This window comes from Tsuneonella flava (genome assembly GCF_002870965.1).
In the GTDB taxonomy this organism is placed as follows: Bacteria; Pseudomonadota; Alphaproteobacteria; order Sphingomonadales; family Sphingomonadaceae; genus Tsuneonella; species Tsuneonella flava.
In genome coordinates, this window is sequence record NZ_PHSO01000004.1 from 505146 (window position 1) to 520818 (window position 15673).

18 protein-coding genes and 1 other RNA gene are annotated in these 15673 nt (G+C 62.1%); 13 read left to right on the forward strand and 6 right to left on the reverse strand.

Annotated features, from left to right (window positions below):
- Positions 1 to 124: 124 nt before the first annotated feature.
- The 7 genes from CV013_RS06040 (at position 125) to CV013_RS06070 (ending at position 7746) form a co-directional block, all read left to right on the forward strand.
- Positions 125 to 1435 (forward strand): peptidylprolyl isomerase, encoded by a 1311-nt coding sequence (locus tag CV013_RS06040; protein WP_102154571.1) that lies wholly within the window; start codon positions 125 to 127, stop codon positions 1433 to 1435.
- Positions 1436 to 1440: 5 nt separating this feature from the next.
- Positions 1441 to 2442 (forward strand): 4-hydroxythreonine-4-phosphate dehydrogenase PdxA, encoded by a 1002-nt coding sequence (gene pdxA, locus CV013_RS06045; RefSeq protein WP_190276516.1) that lies wholly within the window; start codon positions 1441 to 1443, stop codon positions 2440 to 2442.
- Between the two features lie 620 nt (positions 2443 to 3062).
- Positions 3063 to 3893, forward strand: coding sequence for a 16S rRNA (adenine(1518)-N(6)/adenine(1519)-N(6))-dimethyltransferase RsmA (gene rsmA / locus CV013_RS06050; protein ID WP_102154340.1), 831 nt, complete (start codon positions 3063 to 3065; stop codon positions 3891 to 3893).
- 33 nt (positions 3894 to 3926) lie between these two features.
- Positions 3927 to 5129, forward strand: a complete 1203-nt coding sequence (locus tag CV013_RS06055) for a hydrolase (RefSeq protein WP_102154341.1) — start codon at positions 3927 to 3929, stop codon at positions 5127 to 5129.
- Complete coding sequence (locus CV013_RS06060; protein ID WP_102154342.1) at positions 5126 to 6142, forward strand: arginine N-succinyltransferase; 1017 nt, start codon at positions 5126 to 5128, stop codon at positions 6140 to 6142. Before CV013_RS06055 ends, CV013_RS06060 begins: the two co-directional genes overlap by 4 nt.
- Entirely contained in the window at positions 6139 to 7389 is a 1251-nt protein-coding gene (locus CV013_RS06065; RefSeq protein ID WP_102154572.1) for an N-succinylarginine dihydrolase, read from the forward strand. The genes CV013_RS06060 and CV013_RS06065 overlap by 4 nt, the downstream gene beginning before the upstream one ends.
- A gap of 120 nt (positions 7390 to 7509) precedes the next feature.
- On the forward strand, positions 7510 to 7746 hold the full coding sequence (locus CV013_RS06070; RefSeq protein ID WP_102154343.1) for a hypothetical protein: 237 nt from the start codon (positions 7510 to 7512) through the stop codon (positions 7744 to 7746).
- A gap of 278 nt (positions 7747 to 8024) precedes the next feature.
- Here CV013_RS06070 and ssrA read toward each other — a convergent pair.
- From ssrA to mscL (CV013_RS06085), 3 genes are all read right to left on the reverse strand, one after another.
- Positions 8025 to 8369, reverse strand: a transfer-messenger RNA (tmRNA) gene (ssrA, locus tag CV013_RS06075).
- Between the two features lie 35 nt (positions 8370 to 8404).
- Positions 8405 to 8827: a large conductance mechanosensitive channel protein MscL gene (gene mscL / locus CV013_RS06080; RefSeq protein ID WP_102154344.1), complete on the reverse strand. Its 423-nt coding sequence runs from the start codon at positions 8825 to 8827 to the stop codon at positions 8405 to 8407.
- Positions 8828 to 8956: 129 nt separating this feature from the next.
- The gene (gene mscL, locus CV013_RS06085; RefSeq protein ID WP_102154345.1) at positions 8957 to 9445 is read right to left on the reverse strand and encodes a large conductance mechanosensitive channel protein MscL; all 489 of its coding nucleotides are present in this window, start codon (positions 9443 to 9445) and stop codon (positions 8957 to 8959) included.
- A gap of 140 nt (positions 9446 to 9585) precedes the next feature.
- On the opposite strand from mscL (CV013_RS06085), the gene CV013_RS06090 reads away from it, so the two are divergent.
- The 5 genes from CV013_RS06090 to CV013_RS06110 are packed head-to-tail and all read left to right on the forward strand — an operon-like array spanning position 9586 to position 13128.
- Entirely contained in the window at positions 9586 to 10263 is a 678-nt protein-coding gene (locus CV013_RS06090; RefSeq protein WP_102154346.1) for a LemA family protein, read from the forward strand.
- Between the two features lie 7 nt (positions 10264 to 10270).
- A complete protein-coding gene (locus CV013_RS06095) occupies positions 10271 to 11071 on the forward strand; it encodes a TPM domain-containing protein (protein ID WP_102154347.1) in 801 nt (266 codons plus the stop codon).
- Positions 11071 to 11745: a TPM domain-containing protein gene (locus CV013_RS06100; protein ID WP_102154348.1), complete on the forward strand. Its 675-nt coding sequence runs from the start codon at positions 11071 to 11073 to the stop codon at positions 11743 to 11745. The genes CV013_RS06095 and CV013_RS06100 overlap by 1 nt, the downstream gene beginning before the upstream one ends.
- Positions 11746 to 11804: 59 nt before the next feature.
- Positions 11805 to 12344: an NUDIX hydrolase gene (locus tag CV013_RS06105; RefSeq protein ID WP_102154349.1), complete on the forward strand. Its 540-nt coding sequence runs from the start codon at positions 11805 to 11807 to the stop codon at positions 12342 to 12344.
- Between the two features lies 1 nt (position 12345).
- Positions 12346 to 13128, forward strand: a complete 783-nt coding sequence (locus tag CV013_RS06110; protein ID WP_102154350.1) for an SDR family oxidoreductase — start codon at positions 12346 to 12348, stop codon at positions 13126 to 13128.
- A 29-nt stretch (positions 13129 to 13157) separates the two neighbouring features.
- On the opposite strand, the gene CV013_RS06115 is transcribed toward CV013_RS06110, so the two are convergent.
- Together CV013_RS06115 and CV013_RS15940 are read right to left on the reverse strand one after the other, a co-directional pair.
- A complete protein-coding gene (locus CV013_RS06115; RefSeq protein WP_102154351.1) occupies positions 13158 to 13376 on the reverse strand; it encodes a PspC domain-containing protein in 219 nt (72 codons plus the stop codon).
- Positions 13373 to 13504 carry a hypothetical protein gene (locus tag CV013_RS15940; protein WP_267907921.1) on the reverse strand — a complete coding sequence of 44 codons (132 nt, stop codon included), beginning with the start codon at positions 13502 to 13504 and terminating at the stop codon, positions 13373 to 13375. Before CV013_RS15940 ends, CV013_RS06115 begins: the two co-directional genes overlap by 4 nt.
- 228 nt (positions 13505 to 13732) lie before the next feature.
- On the opposite strand from CV013_RS15940, the gene recF reads away from it, so the two are divergent.
- Entirely contained in the window at positions 13733 to 14818 is a 1086-nt protein-coding gene (gene recF / locus CV013_RS06120; protein WP_102154352.1) for a DNA replication/repair protein RecF, read from the forward strand.
- A gap of 586 nt (positions 14819 to 15404) precedes the next feature.
- On the opposite strand, the gene CV013_RS06125 is transcribed toward recF, so the two are convergent.
- A complete protein-coding gene (locus CV013_RS06125) occupies positions 15405 to 15653 on the reverse strand; it encodes an accessory factor UbiK family protein (RefSeq protein WP_102154353.1) in 249 nt (82 codons plus the stop codon).
- Between the last annotated feature and the right edge of the window lie 20 nt (positions 15654 to 15673).

Genomic DNA, 15673 nt, shown 5'->3' on the forward strand with positions numbered 1-15673 from the left:
GTTAAGCCACCCGGCTACATTGGCACTTCATTACAAAGTAGCCGGAAACCGGCGCTGCAATCGGACTTTACGCGTGATCGAAAAGACTGTTTCCAAACTGATTTGCGGCATCGCCGCGTTCGGCATGATCGCCGCCCCCATCACCGCGACTGCACAGCAGGCGCAGGCGATGGACGAAGCGAACAACGATGCGAGCGGGCTCGACTTGCCGGCAAACATATCGCTGCTGGGGAACAGCAACCCGAACGAACGTAAACCGACCGCCGTGGTCAATGGACAGGTTATCACCGGCACCGACGTGGACCAGCGTGTCGCTCTCGTAGTCGCAGCGAACAAGGGCAAGATTTCCGAGGAAGAAATGCAGCGCCTGCGGGCACAAGTCCTGCGGAACCTGATCGACGAAACACTGGAAATTCAGGCGGCCAAGGCGCAGGAAATCGAAGTCAGCGCCGCTCAGGTCGATGAAACGTACAAACGCGTCGCTCAACAGAATTTTGGGCAATCGCCCTCAGCGCTTGACGCACATCTGGAATCGATCGGTTCATCTCCCGCTTCGTTGAAGCGCCAGATCCTGGGCGAAATGGCGTGGCAGCAGCTGCTGCGTCGCAATGTGTCGCCGTTCGTCAACGTGTCGAGCGAAGAAGTGAACGAAATGCTCGCGCGCCTGAATGCTTCGCGCGGGACGGAAGAGTATCGCCTCGGCGAAATTTACATGGCAGCCACTCCGACAACGCAGGCGCAAGTTGAAGCGAACATGCGTAAAATCATCGAGCAACTGCGTTCGGGCGGCAGCTTCGTCGCCTATGCACGCCAGTTTTCGGAGGCATCGACCGCCGCAGTTGGCGGCGACCTTGGCTTTGTCCGTCTCGAAACCCTGCCCGCCGAACTGGCGGCTGCGGCGCGTGAAATGCAACCGGGGCAGGTGATTGGTCCGATTGCCAACTCTGGCGGCTATTCGATCCTTTACCTGATCGACAAGAAGGCGATCCTTTCGGCCGACCCGCGCGACGCGACGCTCAGCCTCAAGCAGATTTCGCTCAATTTCCCCAAGGGGACCAGCAAGGCCGACGCGACCAAGCGGCTGGAAGCTTTCACTCAACAGGTTCAGGCGATCAAGGGTTGCGGCGATGCCGAAGCCAGTGCCGCCAAAATCGGTGCCGATATCGTCAGCAACGACAACATCCGTGTGCGCGCCTTGCCGGAACAATTGCAGCAAATCATGCTGAACCTGCAAATCGGGCAGTCCACTCCGCCGTTTGGTTCGGTGGAAGAAGGCGTGCGTGTGCTGATGCTGTGCGGGCGTGACGATCCGCAGACCGGCGATGCACCGTCGTTCGATCAGGTGATGAGCCAGCTCGAAAACGAACGCATCGACAAGCGTGCTCAGCGTTACCTGCGCGACCTGCGTAACGACGCCTACATCGTTTACAACTGATCGCGATGCCCCCCCCCCTCGCCCTGTCGCTGGGGGATCCGGCTGGTATTGGGCCGGAACTGATCGTTGCCAGCTGGGCGCAGCGCAATGCCGCTGCCCTGCCGCCGTTCTTCGCTGTGGGCGGCGCCAGTCTGCTGGCCAGCGCCGCTGCGGCTCGCGGGCTGGATGTCCCGATAGAGCGGATCGATAGCCCGACGCAGGCTGCGGATATATTTCCCTATGCCCTGCCCGTGCTGGGAGAGATCGATGCAGCGTGGACCCCCGGCAAACCCGACCGGGACGGCGCGCGACTGGCGCTTGCATCTCTCCGCACTGCCGCGGAACTGACCGTTTCGGGCGACGCGGCCGCCATCGTGACCGGCCCCATTGCGAAGGCTCTGCTGGCCGAAGTCGGTTTCGACTATCCGGGGCAGACCGAATTCGTCGCTGCAGCAAGCGGCGTGGTGGCGGATGACGCGGTGATGATGCTGGCCGGTCCACAATTGCGGACTATCCCGCTCACGGTGCACGTCGCTCTGTCACAAGTGCCCGCGCTCATTACCGGCGATCTGATCCGGCGCCGCGCCCGGATCGCCGCAGCCGCGTTGCAGCGCGATTTCGGCCTTGCCAACCCGCGCATAGCGATTGCCGCGCTCAATCCCCACGCTGGGGAACAGGGGCGCATGGGCCATGAAGACAGCGATGTGATTGTCCCCGCGATTGCTGCGCTGGTGGCGGAAGGGTTCGCTGTGACTGGCCCGCACCCTGCCGACGCGCTGTTTGCGCCGCATGCGCGTGGCGATTATGACGTTGCCTTGTGCATGTATCACGATCAGGCGCTGATCCCAATCAAAGCGCTGGATTTCGATGCCGGGGTCAATGTGACACTCGGCCTGCCGATTATCCGCACCAGCCCCGATCACGGCACCGCATTCGCCATCGCGGGCACCGGCAAGGCCGATCCCGGCGCCACCATTGCGGCGATCCGCATGGCCGGCGAATGCGCCGCGCGACGGGCAAATTTATAAAGTAGAAGCGAAGTTCGCCTCATAATACATGGCTGAGGCGCACAGCCACGCCCGCCCGTCTCTTCCTTCGTCATTGCGAGGAAGCCAGAGGCGACGTGGCAATCCATGAACCATACTTCACCTCAACCACAACCGGTGCGATGGGCGGAAACGTCAGGTCATGGATTGCTTCACTGCGTTCGCAATGACGAGCGGGGAGAAGCGCGACCACCCCACACCGTCGCCCTGGACCTGATCCGGGGTCCCGCTATTCTTTCAGCGCGGTGCAGGTGGAAGCTGGACCCCTGATCAAGTCCGGGGCGACGGCACAATAGAAGCGTCCGATTGGCGGGCGGCCATCACTCAACCGCCCGCATCACCTCGTCATTGCAAGGAGCCACAGGCGACGTGGCAATCCATGGACCGTACCCCACCTCCCTCACAGCCGATGCGATGGGCGGAGCCTCGCACCATCGATTGCTTCGCTGCACTGGCAATGGCGAAATGGTATGTGAGCGCTCCCGCATCGGCTTCAACATGGTCAGTAATAAGACACCCCCGCTCCCACTCCATTCCCTTCACCCCCTGAAAATTCCCTTCGGCGGCTTCGCATCGCCTGCAATCGCGCCTAAGAAAGCCGGGTGAACCCGCCCCTGCCCCCCATTCGCGACGTCATCAATCGCCACGGCCTGAGCGCGAGCAAAGCGCTGGGGCAGAACTTCCTGCTCGACGAACAACTGCTTGACCGGATCGCCGCGATTCCCGGCGATCTGGCAGGCCACCCCGTGCTGGAGGTCGGCCCCGGTCCCGGCGGGCTAACCCGCGCCATCTTGCGCGCCGGGGGCAAAGTCACCGCCATCGAAATGGATCGCCGCTGCCTGCCCGCGCTGGAGGAACTGAGCACAGCATTCCCCGGCCAGCTTTCCGTGATCGAAGGCGACGCGATGAAGATCGATCACGCGCAGACGATGGGCGCGCCTTATGCTGTGATTGCCAACCTGCCTTATAACGTGGGTACCGCGCTGTTCGTCCGCTGGCTGAGCGGCGAACAATGGCCACCGCAGTGGACTTCGCTGACGCTGATGTTCCAGCTCGAAGTGGCTCAGCGCATTGTCGCCCAGCCCGGCACCGGCGCATATGGCAGGCTGGCGGTGCTCGCGCAGTGGCGGTCGGATGCGAAGCTGGCGATGAAGGTCCATCGCAGTGCCTTCACCCCTCCCCCCAAAGTGATGAGCGCGATCGTCCACGTAACGCCAAAGGCTCAGCCCGAAGGCGTATCGGCCCGATTGCTGGAGCGTGTGACCGAAGCCGCCTTCGGCCAGCGGCGCAAGATGCTGCGGCAGAGCCTGAAAGGCGTGCCACACGCGCTCGATGCGCTGGATATCGTGGGAATCGATCCGCAGCGCCGCGCCGAAACTCTTTCGGTCGACGAGTTTGTTGTGCTGGCCCGTACACTTGGCACGCTGGGGTAGACAGCCAAGCCTATCCCTCTAGAGAAGTTGCCGATGAAACAACTTGCCGAAACACTCGCCGAGCGGATCGATCAGCCAGCGATGCTGGCGCAAGTGCAGGGATGGGCCGCAGTGAACACCGGCACCGCCAACCTCGACGGTTTGGCGACACAAGCTGCAATGCTGGCCGATGCGTTCTCCGCGCTGCCCGGTGCTGTCGAACTGGTCGATCCTGCGCCAGTGACTGCCATCGCCGCCGACGGGCGCGAATTCGAGAAGGCGCATGGTCAGCATATGGTGCTGCGGGTACGCCCCGATGCGCCGCGCAGATTCCTGTTCACCGGACACATGGACACCGTATTTCCGGCCGACCATCCGTTTCAGGGGCAGACATGGATCGACAGCGAAACGCTGAACGGCCCCGGTCTTGCCGATATGAAGGGCGGCCTTTCGGTGATCCTCCATGCGCTGACCGCGTTCGAGACTCTGCCCGAGGCCGCGCAGGTGGGCTACGATGTGCTGGTCAATTCGGATGAAGAGACCGGATCGCTTTCCTCCTCTGCGCTGATCGAAACGCTGGCACAGGGCAAATATGCCGCGCTGACTTACGAGCCGAGTGCTCTGCCCGATGGCACGCTTGCCCATGCACGCGGGGGCAGCGGCAATTATTCGCTCACCGTTACGGGGAAGTCGGCCCATGCCGGCCGCAATCCGCTCGACGGGCGCAACGCGATTGTCGCCGCCGCGACGCTGGCGGTGCGTCTGAAGGAATTGCAGCGCAGCGATATCAGCGTGAACCCGGCCAAGATCGAAGGCGGTGCGGCCAACAACGTCGTGCCCGATCACGCGATCCTGCGGTTCAACATCCGCCCCAAGGCGCCCGATGCCGCCGAACGCTTCGTGGCCGAAATGAACGCCCTGCTGGGCGAAGTGCGCCAGTCGCAGGAAGTGGACATATCTGTCCACGGCGGCATCACCCGCCCGCCCAAACCCGTCGGTGCACGGGCGCAAAAGCTGTTCGATCTTGTGCGCGACTGCGGTGCCGTGCTGGGCCAGCATATCGACTGGCAAGCCAGCGGCGGGGTGTGCGACGGCAACAATATCGCCGCCACCGGCGTTCCCGTGGTCGATACGATGGGCGTGCGCGGCGGCAAGATCCATTCGCCGGACGAATTTATGATCGTCCCATCCCTATCCGAACGTGCGGCGCTGTCCGCGTTCGTCCTGTCACGTCTTTCCAGTGGAGATACGCTGTGAGCTTCCTCCTGCGCGCCGCGCGCCCCGCCGATCTCGAACCGCTGTATGAAATGGCCAAGCTGACCGGCGGCGGTTTCACCAACTTGCCGCCCGACCGCAATGCGTTGACCACCAAGCTCGAACGCGCCGCCGATGCCTTTGCCCGCCCGGAAGACGACTTGCGCGACGAACAGTTCGTGCTGGTGCTGGAAAATGGTGAGACTGGCGCGGTCCGCGGCACGTGCCAGTTGATGACGCAGGTTGGCCAGCGCTGGCCGTTCTATTCCTATCGCCTGACCACCCTGACTCAGCACTCGAAAGAGCTGGACCGCACGGTGCGGGCCGAAATGCTCAGCCTCGTCACCGATCTGGAAGGGGCCAGCGAAGTCGGCGGCCTGTTCCTCCATCCGGGGGAACGCGCAGGTGGGCTTGGCCTGTTGCTGGCGCGCAGCCGCTATCTGTTCATTGCCATGCACCGGGCGCGCTTTGCCGATCGCATTCTGGCCGAACTGCGCGGGATTATCGACGAACGCGGCGGCAGCCCGTTCTGGGATGGTGTCGCGGGCCGGTTCTTCGGCATGAGTTTTCAGGATGCGGATTATTTCAACGCGATTCACGGCAATCAGTTCATCGCCGACCTGATGCCCAAGCACCCGGTCTATATCGCGATGCTGGACGACGATGCGCGCACCGCCATCGGCGTGCCCCACCCCACCGGACGGGCCGCCATGCGGATGCTTGAAAACGAAGGTTTCCGCGCCGCAGGCTACGTAGACATTTTCGACGGTGGCCCCACGATGACCGCGCAGACCGACGATGTCGTATCGATCAGGGATGCGAAGGCAGCGAAAGTGACCGGGTTCGATCTCGACAAAGGCGAGAAGGCGATCCTCGCATCGGGTCGCCTGCAGGAATTCCGTAGTTGTTACGGCATCCGCGCATTCGACGACGACGGCAATCTGCGGATCGACGCACAGGCGGCCGATCTGCTCGACGTAAGCGAAGGCGATACAGTGTGGAGCGTGGCGCGATGAAACCTGTAGAAATCAATTTCGATGGGATTGTCGGGCCAAGTCACAACTACGCTGGCCTGAGCCTCGGCAACCTTGCCGCCACTCGCCATGCGGGCGATGCCAGCTATCCGCGTGCAGCTGCGCTGCAAGGGATAGCGAAGATGCGGCACAATATGGCGCTGGGGCTGGCGCAGGGATTTCTACTGCCGTTGCCGCGCCCCAATGCAGGCTATCTTGCGGCGTTGGGTGCCGACAGCACGACCGATCCGGTGCTGACGGCTCAGGCATGGTCGGCCAGTTCGATGTGGACCGCCAATGCCGCCACTGTCTCGCCCGCTGGCGATACGGCGGATGGACGATGCCATCTGACTCCGGCCAATCTGGTGACGATGCCGCACCGGGCGCAAGAATGGCCCGATACCGCGCGGCAACTGGCGCTGGCATTTGCCGACCGCCAGCACTTCGCGCTGCACGGCCCCGTACCGCCGACTTTTGGCGATGAAGGCGCAGCCAATCACATGCGGCTGTGCGAAGGGCACGATGCCGCCGGAGTCGAAGTGTTCGTTTATGGCCGGACAGGCGGCGCATTTCCCGCGCGACAGCACGAACAGGCCAGTCGCGCAGTCGCTCGCCTGCATGGACTGGACCCGGAACGCACGGTGTTTATCGAACAAGCGCCCAAGGCCATTGCGGCGGGCGCGTTTCATAACGATGTCGTCGCTGTCGCGAACGAACGCGTGCTGTTCACTCATGCCGAAGCTTTCGCAGATCAGCAGGGCGCATACGATGCGATTCGAACGAAGTTTCCCGCGCTGGAAGTGGTTGAAGTGCCCGCCGATGCGGTGTCGCTGAACGAAGCGATCGCGACATACCTGTTCAACGCGCAACTGCTGACTTTGCCCACCGGCGAAATGGCTCTGGTCGTGCCGACCGAATGCACCGATAATGCCGCGGTCAGTTCATGGCTGAATAGCATGCTGGCCAGCAATGGCCCGATCCGCCGCGTGCTGCCGGTCGATGTCCGCCAGTCAATGGCCAACGGCGGCGGCCCCGCCTGCCTGCGCCTGCGCGTCGTGGCCGATCCGGCAACGGTCGATCCCCGGTTCATGCTGAACGAGGCGAAGGCCGATCTTATCGAAAGCGCGATAGCGGCGCATTGGCCCGAACAGATCGATCCTGTCGATGTCGGCGGCGAATCGCTCGCTCAAGATGTTATCGCCGCACGACTGTCCCTTCTCGAAACACTCGGCCTCGCAGAACTTGGTTAACGCACTGGACCGCCTGTCGGCACTCCTTACAGTGCGGAACTCGTTAACCGTCGTAACCCGCGGCAATTAGCCATTGGCACGGGATTTGCTCCAGGTCGCGTTAAGCATTTCGGGGAAGGTATGTTTCGCAAGCTCCGCCGCCTGTTTGTGATCAAGACACGCTTCGAAGCGTGCCTGATCATTTACGCGCTGGCGCTGGGGGCATGCGAGCGAGGCATGGCCTATGTGCACCAGTTTCCCGGCTATGGGGGAAAGCTGCTGTTCCTCGCTGCTACCGGATCGGTGTTTCTGGCTGGGGCCAAAATTTTCGATTGTTTGCGGATGGAGCAGGAGCGCAAGGCTTCAGCTGGGGAGTAGTTTTTGGGTTCGGTGTTTTTGTTCACACGAAGACACGAAGGCACTAAGATGTTGATGCCTGAATGGTCTGGTAGTGACTTATCCGCCCGCGCAGAATCATGATAATATTCCGCGCAAGCGCGGGGGTGTTGGACAGCAACCGTGGCGCGACATCCACACTCGCCCAAAGACCACTTAGTGCCTTCGTGTGAATCAAACCCTCCGCACCAAGGCCTGAATCAGGCAGCACACAAAAAGGGAAAGTGGGGGATTGTGTTGCTAGGCTCCCCCGGGCCCCCGGTTTCCGATTCTGTTACCCGGTTCGGTCCGAACCGTGCTCTAAGCTTTGTAAGATCAGGCCGTTAGGCCATCAGGTTACGCAGCGAGAGCAAGTGCTTCGTTATCGTTGGCACTTATGAGTTTTGAGCCTTGAACGGGTTACTCAGCCCGAGCGAAAACGATGCCTTTCAACACACGTCGATCCTAGTTCGGCCCCATCATCGTGCCCCCAACTGGGGAGCGGTGGTGGAGCCGCCGGGTACTGCCCCCGGGTCCGCTGTGCCTATTGCACACCGCAATTTATCGCCATAGCCAGCAAAAACCGGCACCCCCGATATAGGGAATGCCGGCTTAATGTGAAGTGACTACGGATAAATTCCGTAGGATCAGTGACTTGCGATCACTTTTTCAGTGCGTCGCGAATTTCCGCCAGCAATTCCACTTCGGTCGGGCCCGCCGGAGCGGCTTCTTCGGCCTGCTTTTCGAACCGCGCCATCACCTTGTTGGTGTACCGCACCAGCAGGAAGATGACGAAAGCCAGGATCACGAAGTTGATCGCCATCGAAATAAAGTTGCCCCAGGCCAGTACATTGGCACCGGCCTCACGCGCCGCCGCCAGCGAAGTGCCGGGCGCAACATCGCCGGAAAGTACCACATATTTGTTCGAAAAATCGACGTCGCCTACCAGCGCACCGATCAGCGGCATGATCAGATCGTCGGTCATCGATGTCACGATCTTGCCGAACGCCGCCCCGATAATAACCGCCACGGCCAGTTGCATGACATTGCCCTTGGCAATGAACTCCTTGAATTCCGAAAGCACGACGCCCCCTATTTAACCTATGATGCAATTTCGGCGTTCTGGCAGCGCGATGCCGCACTGCCAAGTGCCTTTCCCATTCAGGCTCAGTCGGTTCCAGCGCGCGACCATCAACCATGCCACCGCTTCGGTTTACGCTGACCGGGAGGGTGCGTCACGCATGGCCTGCAATTCCGCGCGGATATCGCGCAGCACATCCAGTTGCGGATCGGTTGGCAATGCATCGCTTTTCGAAGTGTCGGTGACGTTTTTCTTCTCCTCCTCGATTGCATCGAGAACTCGGTTCACCGCTTTCACCAACAGAAACAATGCGAAGGCAAGGATCAAAAAATTCACCACTTGCGTCAGGAAATCACCATATCCGATCATCGCCACCCCGGCTTGCTGCAACCTCTCATAATTATCCGGCGATCCTTCGTAAGAGGCCGGAATCGGTCCAAGGCGGATAAACCAGTTGCTGAAGTCCACACTTCCAAACAACCAGCCGATACTCGGCATCAGAATCGCTTCGGTCAGCGAAGTCGTGATTTTACCGAAAGCAGCACCGATCACCACGCCAACTGCAAGGTCCAGCACGTTGCCACGGGCGATGAATTTGCGGAATTCGCCAAACAGGTTCATCCAAATGTCTCCATTAAAAGGCTCTTTCTCCGAACCGGGAAAGCGACAGGGAGTTCCTTGAAACACCCCGTCGGTGTGCTATGTTAGCAATACAGATTGCGCGCGCAAAGTGCGTGCGACCAGAGGAGTATGTTCGACAAATGAATATCCGTTCTTTCGGCCGCTACGCGCTTGTCGCGCTGGCCTCGATCGGTCTTGCCGCGTGCGGGATCAACTCGGTTCCGACTAAGGAAGAAGCTGCCAAGGCCAAGTGGGCCGATGTCCAGGCCGCATTCCAGGAACGCGCCAACCTCGTGCCCAATCTGGCCGAAGTGGCCAAGGGCGCAGCGGAGCAGGAGAAAGCGATCCTGACCGGTGTGGTGGAAGCCCGCGCGAAAGCGACCAGCATTCAGCTGAGTGCAGACGATCTGAACGATCCGGCGAAGATGGCGCAATTCCAGCAGGCGCAGGAACAGCTCGGCGCCGGGTTGGGCCGCCTGCTCGCCAATTTTGAGCGCTATCCCGATCTCAAGTCGATTGCCAACTACCAGATGCTGCAAAGCCAGCTCGAAGGGCAGGAAAACCGCATTCGCATCGCTATCCGCGACTATAACGAAGCGGTGCGCGACTATAACACCACGATCCGCACCTTCCCGGATATCATCGGCGCCAAAATCATTCACGGCGCGAAACCGATGGTGCCCTATGAAGCGGTGACGCCGGGTGCCGAAGTCGCGCCGACGCTCGACATGACGCCGAACGGTTCGGCAACCGCCGCACCGACAGCAGGCGCGAACGACAACACCCCCGCCCCGGCGGCCACCGCCGCAACCAACTGATATCGCGATGCGCGCGCTTGCGCTGATACTCGCCATGCTGGCGGCGCTGTTCGCGCTGCCAGCATCGGCGCAGGAGTTTCCGGCGCTCACCGGCCGGGTGGTCGATGCGGCGAATATCCTGCCGCCGGAAGTGGAGGCACAGCTGACGCAGAAGCTGGCTGCGCTCGAAGCCCAGTCGCAGCGGCAACTGGTGGTTGCCACAGTACCCAGCCTGCAAGGCTACGAGATTTCGGATTATGGCTATCAGCTGGGGCGGCATTGGGGCCTTGGCGACAAAGAGCGCAACGATGGGGCGATCCTGCTGGTCGCGCCCAATGAACGCAAAGTGCGGATCGAAGTCGGTTATGAGCTGGAACCGGTGCTGACCGACGGGCTTTCCAGCCTGATTATCCAGAACGATATCCTCCCCCGTTTCAAGGCGGGCGATATGCCGGGCGGGATCGTCGCCGGGACCGACGCGATAATCAAACAATTGCAATTGCCGGCAGATCAGGCGCAACAGATCGCCGCAGAGGCGGACAAGCGCCAGAGCAGCGAAGGAATTCCTGCCAGCACGATCGTCTGGGTGATCTTCGTCCTGATATTTTTCGTCCTGCCGCTGTTCCGCCGTCGCGGCGGGCGGCGATACAATGGGTCGCTCACCGGCAGCACGATGGGCGACATCCTGCTGTGGGAAGCGGGCAAGGCCGCCGCGCGCGGGTTCGATAGCGATTCCGGCTGGGGCGGCGGTGGCGGCTTCGGTGGCGGAGGCGGATTTTCTGGCGGCGGCGGCAGCTTCGGCGGCGGCGGCGCATCGGGGGGCTGGTAATGGGTGCGATGACCGACAGCGAACGGGAGCTGATTACGCAGGCGGTCGCTGCGGCGGAATCGGAAACGGCGGGCGAAATCGTCACTGTGCTGGCCAACCGGTCTGACGGGTATAGCGACATTCAGCTTGGCTGGGCAATTCTGGCTGCGATCACCGCCCTGGCGGTGGTGGCAATGTTCCCCGATTTCTATCTGCCCAAGGTCGATTGGCTGCTGGGCGGGTGGAACCACGAATGGACCCCGCGTGCCTTGCTCACGCTGGCGGCAATCATCGCCATCGCCAAATTCGCGGCGGTCTGGCTGATATTACTCTGGCAACCATTGCGGATGCTGCTGGTCCCCTCCCCTGTGAAAAGCGCGCGGGTGCGCGAACGGGCGGTGGCTCTGTTCAAGGTTGGCGCGGAGCGGCGCACTCACGGGCGCACGGGCATCCTGATTTACCTGTCGATGCAGGAACATCGCGCTGAAATCGTCGCTGACGAAGCGATCGCTGCGATTGTCCCGGCAGAGGTGTGGGGCGAAGCGATGGCCGATATGCTGGCGGAAATTAAGCAGGGCCGCGTGGCCCACGGGCTGGCGGCGGGCATCCGCGATGTCGGCGTCGTGCTGGCGGAACATTTCCCGCGCGCAGACGACGATGTGAATGAATTGCCCGACCGTCTGATCGAAGTCTGATCGGCGGGCCGCGGCACGCCGCCCGCAGGTTCTGACCCACCCCAAACCTAGGACATACGATGGACGACCGTAATGCCCCCGAACAGATCGTGTGGCAGGGCAAATACATCACCGCCAAAATGCGGGGGAAATGGGAATATGTCGGGCGGCCCAACAATATCCGCGCCGCGGTAATACTGGCGGTGCAGGATGGGCATATTCTGCTGGTCGAACAGTATCGCGTGCCGCTGGGCAAACCCTGCCTCGAACTACCCGCCGGGCTAGTGGGCGATGACGAGAGCTTCGCCGGGGAAGACCCGCTGGCCGCTGCCGGTCGCGAGTTGGAGGAGGAGACCGGCTGGCGCGCCGCCACGCTGGAATCGCTGGGCGAATTCTATTCCTCCCCCGGCATGGTCAGCGAAAGCTTCACGCTGGTACGGGCAAGCGATCTGACTCAGGTCGGCCCCGGTGGCGGGACCGAGAGCGAGAACATCACTGTCCACCGTATCCCCCTTGCCGAAATACCCGGTTTCGTTGAAAAGCGCAGGAAAGCGGGCGTTGGGATCGACGTTCGAATAATGGGTCTGCTGATGGCAGGCATCCTGAAACCGGGAGAATGAAATGGCAGGACGGGTAGCGGGCAAGCTGGCGCTGGTGACAGGCGCGGCGCAAGGGCTTGGCGCAGCACACGCGCACACGCTGGCACGCGAAGGGGCGCGGGTTCTGTGCACCGATATCAACGGCTCTGGCGCCGTGGAAACGGCCGCTGCGATCGATGCCGAATATGGCGCGGGCACCGCCTATGCCATCGAACACGATGTGACCGACCCCGCCCAGTGGGACGCAGCGATAGAGGCAGCGCGCGATTTTCTGGGCGGGCTGTCGGTGCTGGTCAACAATGCCGGGGTCGGTGTGCGTGGCAATATCGAAACCTGCACGCTGGAAGAATGGCGGCGCGGCTTCGCGATCAACGTCGATTCGGTATTCCTCGGCTGTCAGAAAGCATTGCCGCTGATGAATGATCATCAGCCCGGATCGATCGTCAATATCAGCTCGATCGCCGGCCTGATCGCCAGCGACACCATGCCCGGATACAACGCCAGCAAGGCCGCGGTGTGGATGCTGTCGAAATCGGTCGCGCTCTATTGCGCCAAGATGGGGTGGAATATCCGCTGCAATTCGGTCCACCCGACATTCGTGGACACCCCCATCCTCGACGGAATATCGAAGAACGCAGGTATCGAAAAAGACGTGGTGATGGGCAAACTGGCGCGTCAGATCCCGCTCAAGCGGGTGGGTGCGCCGCAGGAAATCGCCGATGGGGTGCTGTTCCTCGCCAGTGACGAAAGCAGCTTCATGACCGCTGCCGAACTGAAACTGGACGGCGGCATCAGCGCGATGTGATGCGGCTGTGAGGGAGCCTGCGGGCTCCCTCAGTCGGCAATCAGGGCAATCCCCAGATAGACCAGCAGCAGCGATCCGAAGCCAAGGATCGTGCCTGCAACGAACACGATGCGGACGATCAGCGGATCGATCCCGAAGTAATTGGCGATCCCGCCGCAGACTCCGAAAACCTTGCTGTGCTGCCGGTCCAGCGCGAAGCCCTTGCGAGAAGGCTGGACCATCGGCTTGTCGGTATCGAAGCGGCTCATACCAGCACCGCCGAGGTCAGCACCGGGTTCACCGTCGGCACGATAGCGAATGCGAATACGGCAACGGTCAGACCGAGCGACATGATGGCGGCGGCGGCTTTGTCGCTGAGGCGGTTGAAGATTTGCATGATATTTTCCCTTTCAATGTGATGCCGGACACCGTGTCCGGCTGATGCCACAATGATTGCAGGGGCCGTGCCAGTTTTGAAAAATGGCGGAATTTCGCCGTTTTTGCTTTCGCGTTGGCTGACAGGCCGTTCATCTATCGCTCATGTTCGGGAATTTTCACCAACTGTTGGGATTGCACTTTTCCGGGTGGCCTGCCCCGCCCGCCCCGGCTATCGCTCCTCGTCCCGATGGCGCTCGACCGCATCTCCCTTTCCGGCTTCCGCAACCACCGCGCGACCACGCTCGACGGTACGGCGCGGTTCAATCTGCTGGTGGGCGAAAACGGCGCAGGGAAAACCAACGTACTGGAAGCGATATCGCTGTTCGCGCCCGGCCGCGGCCTGCGCCGCGCACCGCTGGCCGAAATGGCGGGCAGCGATGGGCCGGGCGGATTCTCCGTGGGTGCCTCGCTGATCGCACAGGGGGAAGAGCCCGTGCGTCTGGGCACCCTGGCCGAAGCGGCGCGCCCCGGCCGGCGGCTGGTGCGGGTCAACGGCGCAGAAGCGAGCGCGGTCTCGCTGGGCGAATGGCTGGCGATTTCGTGGCTGACCCCGGCGATGGACCGGCTGTTTGCCGACAGTGCCGGTGCGCGGCGACGCTATATGGACCGGCTTACGGTGGCGCTCGATGCCAGCCATGCGCGCAACGCCGCCCGCTATGAAAACGCGCTGCGCGAACGCAATCGCCTGCTTTCCGGCGACGATGCGCCCGATCCGACGTGGCTGGAAGGCGTCGAGACACAAATGGCGGAGCATGGCGCGGCGCTGGCCAGCGGGCGCGAACGACTTGTCGCAACGTTGCAGGCCGAACTGGCGCGTTTGCCCAGTGAGCCCTTCGCCCGTCCCGAACTGACATATCAACCGGGTGGACCGACCGCGCCCGATGCCTTGCGCGATGCCCTGCGCGCCGGTCGCCCGCGCGAACGCGCCGCAGGGCGCACGCTGACCGGCCCGCATCGTGACGAACTGGCCGTGCGGATGGCAGGCAAGGAACAACCCGCCGATCGCTGCTCGACCGGCGAACAGAAAGCGATGCTGATCGCCATCACGCTGGCCCACGCCGGGCTTGCGGCACAAGGGCGCGCCAGCTTACTGTTGCTGGACGAAGTGGCGGCACACCTCGACCCCGTGCGGCGCGAGGCGCTGTTTGCACGGCTGGCGGACTCCGGCGCGCAAGTGTGGTTCACCGGCACCGAGAGCGCACCGTTTGCCGCATTGGGCGCGGATGCGGCGGTGTGGCGTGTGACTGGCGGGATCGTCCAGCGCGAAGGGTGAATTGCAAGGTGAGTGTCGTTGGTGGCCGTATTGGTTCACACGAAGGCACTAAGACACGAGGTGGCTCTGGTTGGTGGGCTCGTGTGGCACCGCAAACGCTTGCTCAATACCACCGCGCTTGCGCAGAATTGTGACAAGGGCACCCTCTCCCCTCGTCATTGCGAGGAGCGTAGCGACGTGGCAATCCATGGGCGGCACTGCGCCTCCATCGCAACCGATGCGTTGGGCAGAAACGTCGCCTCATCGATTGCTAACGTGCGTTCGCAAAGATGAAGAGGTGGGTGCCCGCTGAACGTGCATTTCTGCGGTTATGTCTGGTTCACACGAAGACACGAAGGCACGAGGTTAGCCTGTCCTACACGCCGTCGCTTTGCCATTTTGCGCGGCATGGCAACCCGGATCGCCCGTGCTGACAACCGACTTGCGCCAGCCCTTTGCCGGAAGGTGACTTTTTTCGCTCAGGACAGTGTAACATGTGGTCCATGTCTCCCACCCCGGCAGGCGGAAACGGCCCGCGAATCGGCGAGACATGGACCGCATTCCGGCAATGGGAAACGCGCCGCGCCGCTGCACGGCCCGCGCCGGCTTATGCCTTCAGCTTCGCTTCCAGCGCAGCGATGCGTTCGGACAGCTTCTCGTTCTCTTCCCGTGCGCGGGAGGCCATTTCCTTGACTGTGTCGAACTCTTCCCGGCTCACGAAGTCGAGGCCGCCCAGCGCCTCCTTCATCCGGTCGCGCGCACCTTCGCGTGCCTCACGCGTCATCCCGGCGAACGTACCGGCGGCGGCATTGGCCATTTTCACGAAATCGGCGATCAGTGGGTTTTCGCTTTGCATGGATGCTATTTGCGCCCGGC

Excerpts from the sequence above, each read along its gene's own strand:
- CV013_RS06040 (WP_102154571.1), top strand. The coding sequence starts at position 125 with ATGATCGCCGCCCCCATCACCGCGACTGCACAGCAGGCGCAGGCGATG.
- pdxA (WP_190276516.1), top strand. The coding sequence starts at position 1,441 with ATGCCCCCCCCCCTCGCCCTGTCGCTGGGGGATCCGGCTGGTATTGGG.
- CV013_RS06055 (WP_102154341.1), top strand. The coding sequence starts at position 3,927 with ATGAAACAACTTGCCGAAACACTCGCCGAGCGGATCGATCAGCCAGCG.
- CV013_RS06065 (WP_102154572.1), top strand. The coding sequence starts at position 6,139 with ATGAAACCTGTAGAAATCAATTTCGATGGGATTGTCGGGCCAAGTCAC.
- CV013_RS06070 (WP_102154343.1), top strand. The coding sequence starts at position 7,510 with ATGTTTCGCAAGCTCCGCCGCCTGTTTGTGATCAAGACACGCTTCGAA.
- mscL (WP_102154345.1), bottom strand. The coding sequence starts at position 9,445 with ATGAACCTGTTTGGCGAATTCCGCAAATTCATCGCCCGTGGCAACGTG.
- CV013_RS06090 (WP_102154346.1), top strand. The coding sequence starts at position 9,586 with ATGAATATCCGTTCTTTCGGCCGCTACGCGCTTGTCGCGCTGGCCTCG.
- CV013_RS06095 (WP_102154347.1), top strand. The coding sequence starts at position 10,271 with ATGCGCGCGCTTGCGCTGATACTCGCCATGCTGGCGGCGCTGTTCGCG.
- CV013_RS06100 (WP_102154348.1), top strand. The coding sequence starts at position 11,071 with ATGGGTGCGATGACCGACAGCGAACGGGAGCTGATTACGCAGGCGGTC.
- CV013_RS06105 (WP_102154349.1), top strand. The coding sequence starts at position 11,805 with ATGGACGACCGTAATGCCCCCGAACAGATCGTGTGGCAGGGCAAATAC.
- CV013_RS06110 (WP_102154350.1), top strand. The coding sequence starts at position 12,346 with ATGGCAGGACGGGTAGCGGGCAAGCTGGCGCTGGTGACAGGCGCGGCG.
- CV013_RS06115 (WP_102154351.1), bottom strand. The coding sequence starts at position 13,376 with ATGAGCCGCTTCGATACCGACAAGCCGATGGTCCAGCCTTCTCGCAAG.
- CV013_RS15940 (WP_267907921.1), bottom strand. The coding sequence starts at position 13,504 with ATGCAAATCTTCAACCGCCTCAGCGACAAAGCCGCCGCCGCCATCATG.
- recF (WP_102154352.1), top strand. The coding sequence starts at position 13,733 with ATGGCGCTCGACCGCATCTCCCTTTCCGGCTTCCGCAACCACCGCGCG.
- CV013_RS06125 (WP_102154353.1), bottom strand. The coding sequence starts at position 15,653 with ATGCAAAGCGAAAACCCACTGATCGCCGATTTCGTGAAAATGGCCAAT.